This is a genomic window from Pseudomonas sp. K5002 (assembly GCF_013386655.1).
GTDB lineage: Bacteria > Pseudomonadota > Gammaproteobacteria > Pseudomonadales > Pseudomonadaceae > Aquipseudomonas.
In genome coordinates this window covers 1-6,867 of the sequence record NZ_JACARK010000082.1, presented here as the reverse complement: position 1 = coordinate 6,867, position 6,867 = coordinate 1, and the positions used below count along the sequence as shown (strand labels likewise).

The 6,867-nt window shown below is 58.6% G+C and carries 6 protein-coding genes; 2 read left to right on the top strand and 4 right to left on the bottom strand.

Annotation, left to right across the window (positions count from 1 at the left end):
- Nucleotides 1–456 precede the first annotated feature (456 nt).
- Together HX846_RS05065 and HX846_RS05060 are read left to right on the top strand one after the other, a co-directional pair.
- The gene (locus HX846_RS05065) at nt 457–1,227 is read left to right on the top strand and encodes a ParA family protein (protein ID WP_003209397.1); all 771 of its coding nucleotides are present in this window, start codon (nt 457–459) and stop codon (nt 1,225–1,227) included.
- 441 nt (nt 1,228–1,668) lie between these two features.
- A complete protein-coding gene (locus HX846_RS05060) occupies nt 1,669–1,917 on the top strand; it encodes a DUF6124 family protein (protein WP_003209399.1) in 249 nt (82 codons plus the stop codon).
- Here HX846_RS05060 and trxC read toward each other — a convergent pair.
- From trxC to HX846_RS05040, 4 genes are all read right to left on the bottom strand, one after another.
- Nucleotides 1,905–2,339, bottom strand: coding sequence for a thioredoxin TrxC (trxC, locus tag HX846_RS05055; RefSeq protein ID WP_003209402.1), 435 nt, complete (start codon nt 2,337–2,339; stop codon nt 1,905–1,907). The genes HX846_RS05060 and trxC overlap by 13 nt on opposite strands.
- Nucleotides 2,340–2,415: 76 nt before the next feature.
- Nucleotides 2,416–3,546 (bottom strand): MFS transporter, encoded by a 1,131-nt coding sequence (locus tag HX846_RS05050; protein WP_256739772.1) that lies wholly within the window; start codon nt 3,544–3,546, stop codon nt 2,416–2,418.
- 167 nt (nt 3,547–3,713) lie between these two features.
- A complete protein-coding gene (selO, locus tag HX846_RS05045) occupies nt 3,714–5,177 on the bottom strand; it encodes a protein adenylyltransferase SelO (RefSeq protein ID WP_087692508.1) in 1,464 nt (487 codons plus the stop codon).
- Between the two features lie 50 nt (nt 5,178–5,227).
- Nucleotides 5,228–6,867: mechanosensitive ion channel domain-containing protein (locus HX846_RS05040; RefSeq protein ID WP_178965061.1), on the bottom strand; the 1,640-nt coding region annotated here is incomplete at its 5' end.

The following is a 6,867-nucleotide window of genomic DNA, read 5'->3' as shown; positions in this document are numbered from 1 at the left end:
GTCGCTGCGGGCGAGCAACATCGGCTGCCGGCACCAGGTACGCCAGTCGTCCGCGCTTTCGAGCCCGGGAGCCCAGGCGCGCCATTGGGCGATGTTGAAATTGATCACTGAGAAGTTATCCCGCCCCTGCGGGCTTCCTTGTGCGGCCATTGGCCCCGAATACCGGGACAGGGTGCAATCGCCGAATGGCGCGCATTATCCCGGTGCTGCGGGGTTCTAGCAAACTTTGGTAAAGAATTGTTCACGGATGATTACAAATTCGCTGGAAAGAATTACCGATTGTCCATCATGCAGGTAGGGCAGCAGGTGTCAGGCAATTCCTGCTTTGTCGGACAGACGGGAAATTGTTATGCGAGATAGAACCTCTGATGCTGTAGTACAGGAACAAACGAGGTAGCTAACGGGCGCTTTTGCCCTCTACACTCGGGTCATTCATTGATACACGGAGGTTTTTCCATGCGGCGCGTGGTGTTCAACCAAAAAGGCGGTGTTGGCAAGTCCAGCATTGCCTGCAACCTGGCGGCGGTCAGCGCCAGCGAAGGCTATCGAACCCTGTTGGTGGACCTCGATGCCCAGGCTAACTCTACCCAGTACCTCACCGGGCTGACCGGCGACGATATCCCCATGGGAATCGCCGACTTCTTCAAGCAAACCTTGTCTTCCGGGCCGTTTTCGAAGAAAAACCAGGTGGATATCTACGAAACCCCGTTCGACAACCTGCACGTCATCACCGCCACCGCGGAACTGGCAGACCTGCAGCCCAAGCTCGAGGCCAAGCACAAGATCAACAAGCTGCGAAAGCTGCTGGATGAATTGAGCGAGGACTACGACCGGATCTACCTGGATACGCCGCCGGCGTTGAACTTTTATGCCGTTTCAGCGCTGATTGCCGCTGATCGCGTGCTGATCCCCTTCGATTGCGACAGCTTCTCCCGCCAGGCGCTGTATGGCCTGCTGGCAGAGATTGAAGAATTGAAGGAAGACCACAACGAAGGGCTGGAAGTGGAAGGCATCGTGGTCAACCAGTTCCAGGCCCGGGCGAGCCTGCCGCAGCAGATGCTGGATGAATTGATTGCCGAAGGTTTGCCGGTACTGCCGGTGTACCTCACCAGTTCGGTGCGCATGCGTGAATCGCACCAGGCGAACATGCCGCTGATCCACCTGGACCCACGGCACAAGCTGACACAGCAGTTTGTGGAATTGCATAACTTGCTGGAAAACGCGTGATTTAGCAGGCAACACATCACCCATGTGGGAGCGGGCTTGCTCGCGAATGCGGTGGATCAGTCGAATTCTCTATTGACTGACTCACCGCATTCGCGAGCAAGCCCGCTCCCACATTTGGTCTTTGTTCCTACAGGGAAATCGTCGTCTTGCGCCGTTGCCTACAGTTACGCCAGAATCCGCCGGCTTGTGCGTCTGGATGGGCGTCTCTAAGGTTGTTCGGTCGCTGAATTCTCAGTGATCGGGTTTAGTAGCCCGAGTGTTTGTCGTTAAGTGCATAAGCTTCATCTTTCAGGCGCTGAGTCTGTGCTTGATGGTAGCTGTGCGTAGGGCGTCTTCGGGCGCGCCGGCTTCGACATTTCCCGGTCTACTAACCTGCGTACAGCTGCCACCCTAATTCGTTTAGTAGCGATCAGATGGCGGCTCCAATCAGGAATGTCGACCATGTTTAAAGCTACTCCAAATCCCCCGTCGTACCTTTTTACAGTCAGCCCCGGCCAAGCCACCGAAACCCTGATCCTCAATACCTACGAAACCTTCTCCTCAGTCACCACCCTCTTGCTCGACCTTTCCGACGACCTCACCGGCAAGCAGCGCGATGTCGCGTTGGCCATTCATCAGTTGAGCGAATTGGGCGTATTGCTGATGGGGCAAGTGATGGACCGGGGTGTCCCGTTACCTCAAACGCCCTGACTGCGCAGCCAGCTCATCAACTGCGGTAACGGAAACGCACCGCTCTGACGCGCCACTTCCCGGCCATTCTTGAACAGGATCAGGCTGGGAATCGAGCGAATCCCCAACTGAGCGGATAACTGCTGATTGGCCTCGCTATCGAGCTTGGCCAATCGGCACTTCCCGGCCAACTGCCCGGCGGCCTGCTCAAACACCGGCGCAAACGACTTGCACGGCCCGCACCATTCGGCCCACACGTCCACCAGCAACGGCAGGTCGCCCTTGATCTGGCTGGCGTAATCGCCCTGTTTCAGCTCAAAGGGTTTGCTCAGCAGCACCGGTTGCTTGCAGCGCCCGCACTTCGGCGCATCGCCCAGGCGTTCATTGGGGATGCGGTTAAGACCGTTGCAGTGGGGACAGGGGATTACTAGAGAGTCGGACATGCTGGGCTCCGTGAAAGTGGCCAATGGGTTCTATTTGGAGCCGCCGTCGGGGTTTATCAAGGAACAACACAAGCCATCAGCGTGCAATCTTCTTTCGTGCCAGCTGGCAGGCAAACACGTTGCCCACAGCACAACCCCCAATCACCAGCATCAGAGTGAAAAGCAGTGGTGCATTCCATTGAGACCCTAGCCAGGTTAATAATCCTGCCCCGGCCACAGTGATGCATCCGAAAACCGCAGAAGCTTTGGCTTGGTGAGACGCGTCGATATCCAGTGCCCAGCCGGTCGCAAGGGGCAACAAAATGCAGAAGGCAATACTGGTTGCTGCTGCAGCTGCCAGGTAAAGGTAGATATTGACATGTAGCCATGCCGCTACCATCAACAGTGCGGCGAGGCACTGAGAGGCGGATCCTGCATTTAGGCGTTGGGCGTCACTGAATCGTGTGACGGCTTTCCCTGAAAAGAAAAAACCTGCCGCTACCAGCGCCGCCCAACCTGAAAGGATCATGCCTGTTGCTTGTGGTGAGAGATGAAAAACTCCCTGCAGGGCAAACGCCTTGCTGAGGTTCAGCTGTGTGAAGGCGCTCTGTATCAGGAGTGCAAGCAGTAAACCGCAGATGAATTTCGGGTGTTTCCCTAGTAAAGATTGGGTTTCAGTTGCAGCCTGTTGGCCTTGGTCGGTTGCCTTGCCGTGATGAGTGGCCAGAAGTCCCAGGCCGATTATAAAAAGCAGGCAACCGAGTACGCCAAAAACCCATCTCCACCCCCAAAACGAGGCTGCCGCCAGCAGAGTCGGCGGGCTTATTACCGTAAGGACGCTAATAGCACTCAAGAGATAAGCTGTTGCGCTTTGGAAGGTTGTTTGCCCGAGTCGTTGACGTAGCCAAAGGCGTGAAGAGGTTGCTGCCACCGCGTTGGCGATGAACATGAAAGTAAAGATGATCGATAGCATGAGGGCGCTTGTTGATAACGCCACTGCGACACATAGCAGCGCGATCAGCACCGATGCACCGGCCAGGCTGACGCTGGTTCCCAGTCGGTTGACCAGCGGCGTTGAAAACAACTGGCTGAATGCGAAAGCCATCAGGCACAAGCCGAGCATGCCTTGAAAGAATGCCGGAGAAACACTCAAGTCCTGAGCGATTAACGGAGAAAGAGGAACAAGAGCGTCGAAAACAACCGCACTGACCAGCGTCCTGGCCACCACGACCCTAAGGCCTGGGGTCAAGGTTTTATGTTTCAAATTTGATTTACACATCCGCTAAACCCTAAGCCGGATGTGTATTTGGGGATGTCAGGCGCGTCCGATACTTATTTCTGGATATATCCGTGTTGTGGCGAGGGAGCTTGCTCCCTCGCCACATTGGCTCGCTCCTACGACGAACAACTAATCTCCAAATGCTTCCCCCAATCCGGCGGCCGCTGGGCGTATTGTTCCATCCCCGGCTGCTCTTCAAACGGTTTGGTCAGCACTTCATGCAGCCGGCGCACTTCGCTGTAATCCCCAAGCTCCGCCGCCTGGATGGAGTTCTGCGCCAAATAGTTGCGCAGGATATAAAGCGGATTCACCCCATGCATCCGCTCACGTCGCTGTTCTTCTGTGCCGCTGGCGTCGCGCTCTACGCGCGCCTTGTACAGATCCGCCCACCCGTCAAACCCCTTGAGGTCGACAAAGTCGTCGCGCAACCGCGCCACGGCCAAGGCGGCGGACTCATCCCCCAGCCGGCGGAAGAACAGGGTGTAGTCGACGCCGCTGTTCTGCATCAGTTGCAGCAGGCGTTCCACCAGTTTCTGATCGTCATCTTCGGCGGTGGTGAGGCCCAGTCGGCGGCGCATCAGGTCCAGGTAGTGGGCCTGGAACAACGGCAGATACAGCCCCAGCGTTTCCCGCAGCGCCTCGACGCTGATAAACGGCGTCAACGCCTGGGCCAGAGCGCTCAGGTTCCACTGCCCGATCGGCACCTGGTTGCTGAAGGAATAACGCCCTTCATGGTCGGAGTGGTTGCAGACGAACTGCGCGTCGAAATCGTCCAAAAATGCAAACGGCCCGAAGTCGAAGGTGATGCCGAGGATCGACATGTTGTCGGTGTTCATCACTCCATGGCAGAACCCATAGGCCTGCCACTTGGCGATCAACTCGGCATTACGCTCGACGATTTCGCGGAACATCGCCAGGTACGGCTCGGGCTGTTCCATGCATTCCGGGAAGTGCAGGGACAGCACGTGCTCCGCCAATTGCTTCTGCAATTCAGGCTTCTTGGTGTAGTAGAAATATTCGAAATGCCCAAAGCGCACGTGGCTGTGGGCCAGGCGCAGCACCATGGCGGCGCGCTCCTGTTTCTCGCGCCACACCGGCGTGGTGGAACCGATCACACACAGCGCACGACTGCTGGGAATGCCTAGCGCATGCAGTGCTTCCGACGCCAGAAACTCCCGGATCGACGAGCGCAACACCGCACGACCATCGCCCATGCGCGAGTACGGGGTTTGCCCGGCACCCTTGAGGTGCAGGTCCCAATGCTCGCCGGCCTGGTTGTACACCTCGCCCAGCAACAATCCGCGGCCATCCCCCAGTTGCGGGTTGTACGAGCCAAACTGATGCCCGGAATAGATCATCGCCCGCGGCTCGGCCTCGGCCCACAGCTTGTGCCCGCCGAACAGCTCGGCAAATACCGGTGTTTCGGCCACGGCGGGGTCGAGATCCAGCAGCGCCATGGCTGCCTCGCTCGCCACCACTAAACGCGGTTCGTCGATGGGCTCGGGCAGCACATGGGTTGAGAAGCCGTCGCCCAGGCGGGCGAAGCGGTTGTCGAAGGTCAGTTCGTCGAGGGCTTTCAACGGCCATCTCCTGAGCAGAATGTCCGACCATTCTGCTGGGGAGAGCGCGTTTAGTCGAGTTTGGCGGGCGGCGGCTCGGGCAGGTCCTGGTCCTGGGCGGGCGGCAGGATGGTCCGGTTTTCTTCTTCCACCGGCACCAGCTTGTATTCCTGGCCATGCAGGTTCTTCAGGTAAACCTCCATCTGCCGGAACGAGATGTTGATGTGGTGGTTCTTGAACTCGCGGTTGATGAAGCGGTTGACCTCATCGATCACCGGGTTGCGGTCGCCCAGGTCCCGTACATGCATGCGCAGTTCGTGATCGAGGGTGCTTTCACCGAAGTTTAGGAAGTACACGTGGGGCGCCGGGTCCTTCAACACGCGTGGGTTTTCGGCGGCGGCCTTGAGCAGCAATTCCTTCACCAGGTCCAGGTCCGAGCCGTAGTCCACGCCCAGTTTCAGGGTGACCCGGGTGATGGTGTCGGTCAGCGACCAGTTGATCAGTTGCCCGGTGATGAACGTTTTGTTCGGGACAATGATGTCCTTGCGGTCGAAGTCGGTGATGGTGGTGGCACGGATGCGGATCTTGCTCACCGTGCCCGACAAGTTGCCGATGGTGATGGTGTCGCCGATCCGTACCGGGCGCTCGAACAGGATCATGATGCCGGAGATGAAGTTGGCGAAGATTTCCTGCATCCCGAACCCCAACCCCACCGACAGCGCGGCCACCAGCCACTGCAACTTGTCCCAGCTCACGCCGAGGGTCGACAGGGTGGAGACAAACCCGACGCCGGCAATCACATAGGACAGCAAGGTGGTGGTGGCGTAGGCGCTGCCCTGGGCCAGGTCGAGCTTGGACAGCACCAGTACTTCCAGCAGGCCGGGCAGGTTGCGCGCCAGGGCAAAGGTGATGCCGATGATGATCAGGGCGCCGAGCAAGTCGCCGATGCTGATGGGCACCATGCTGATATTGGCGCCGGTGCCGCTGGTGTATTCGTAGAGGGTGACGTTGTCCAGGTAGGAAAACACCGAGATCAAGTCGGACCATACCCAGTACAACGCAGCGATAAAGCCGCCCAGCAGCGCCAGGCGAATCAGGCGCATCGACTGTTCGTTGACCTGTTCGATGTCCAGGGTCGGCTCTTCGATCACTGCTTCACCATCACCGGCTTCCCTGGCGGCCTGGCGTTTGGCCAGGGCCCGCGCATAGGCGAGGCGCCGTGCCGCAACACCCAGGCCACGCACGAAGGTGGCTTCGATCACCAGCCAGAACATCAGCAGGTACAAGGTGTTGATCAGCCGGTCGCTGAGCTTGAGGGCGGTGTAGTAGTAGCCAAAGCATACGGCGATAAACAGCGCCACCGGCAGTGCCGTAAACACCAGGCCCACGGCCTTGCGAAACAGCGAGGCTTTTTCGTGGGTCGGGCTGTTGAGCAGCAGGCGCCCGAGCAGCCACGCCATCAGTGCGTAGCAGGTCAGTACCACGCCGATACCCAGCACATCGTCGGCCAGCGCTGCCGGCTGATGTTCGGCGATGGCCACCACGGCCACCAACGCCAGTACCACGAGCCCGAGCTTGCGTACCCAGCCCTGGAGGAATTCGACCTGGGGTTTTTCCCAGCGGAAGTGCAACTCGGCGACGCCGCCGGGCGCGAGGATCCGATACGCGGTGTAGAACACCAGCCACGCCTGGGCGATCTGCAGCAGGGCGG

Coding starts and splice junctions, on each gene's coding strand:
- trxC (WP_003209402.1), bottom strand. CDS start 2,339: ATGTCCGACTCTCTAGTAATCCCCTGTCCCCACTGCAACGGTCTTAAC.
- HX846_RS05065 (WP_003209397.1), top strand. CDS start 457: ATGCGGCGCGTGGTGTTCAACCAAAAAGGCGGTGTTGGCAAGTCCAGC.
- HX846_RS05060 (WP_003209399.1), top strand. CDS start 1,669: ATGTTTAAAGCTACTCCAAATCCCCCGTCGTACCTTTTTACAGTCAGC.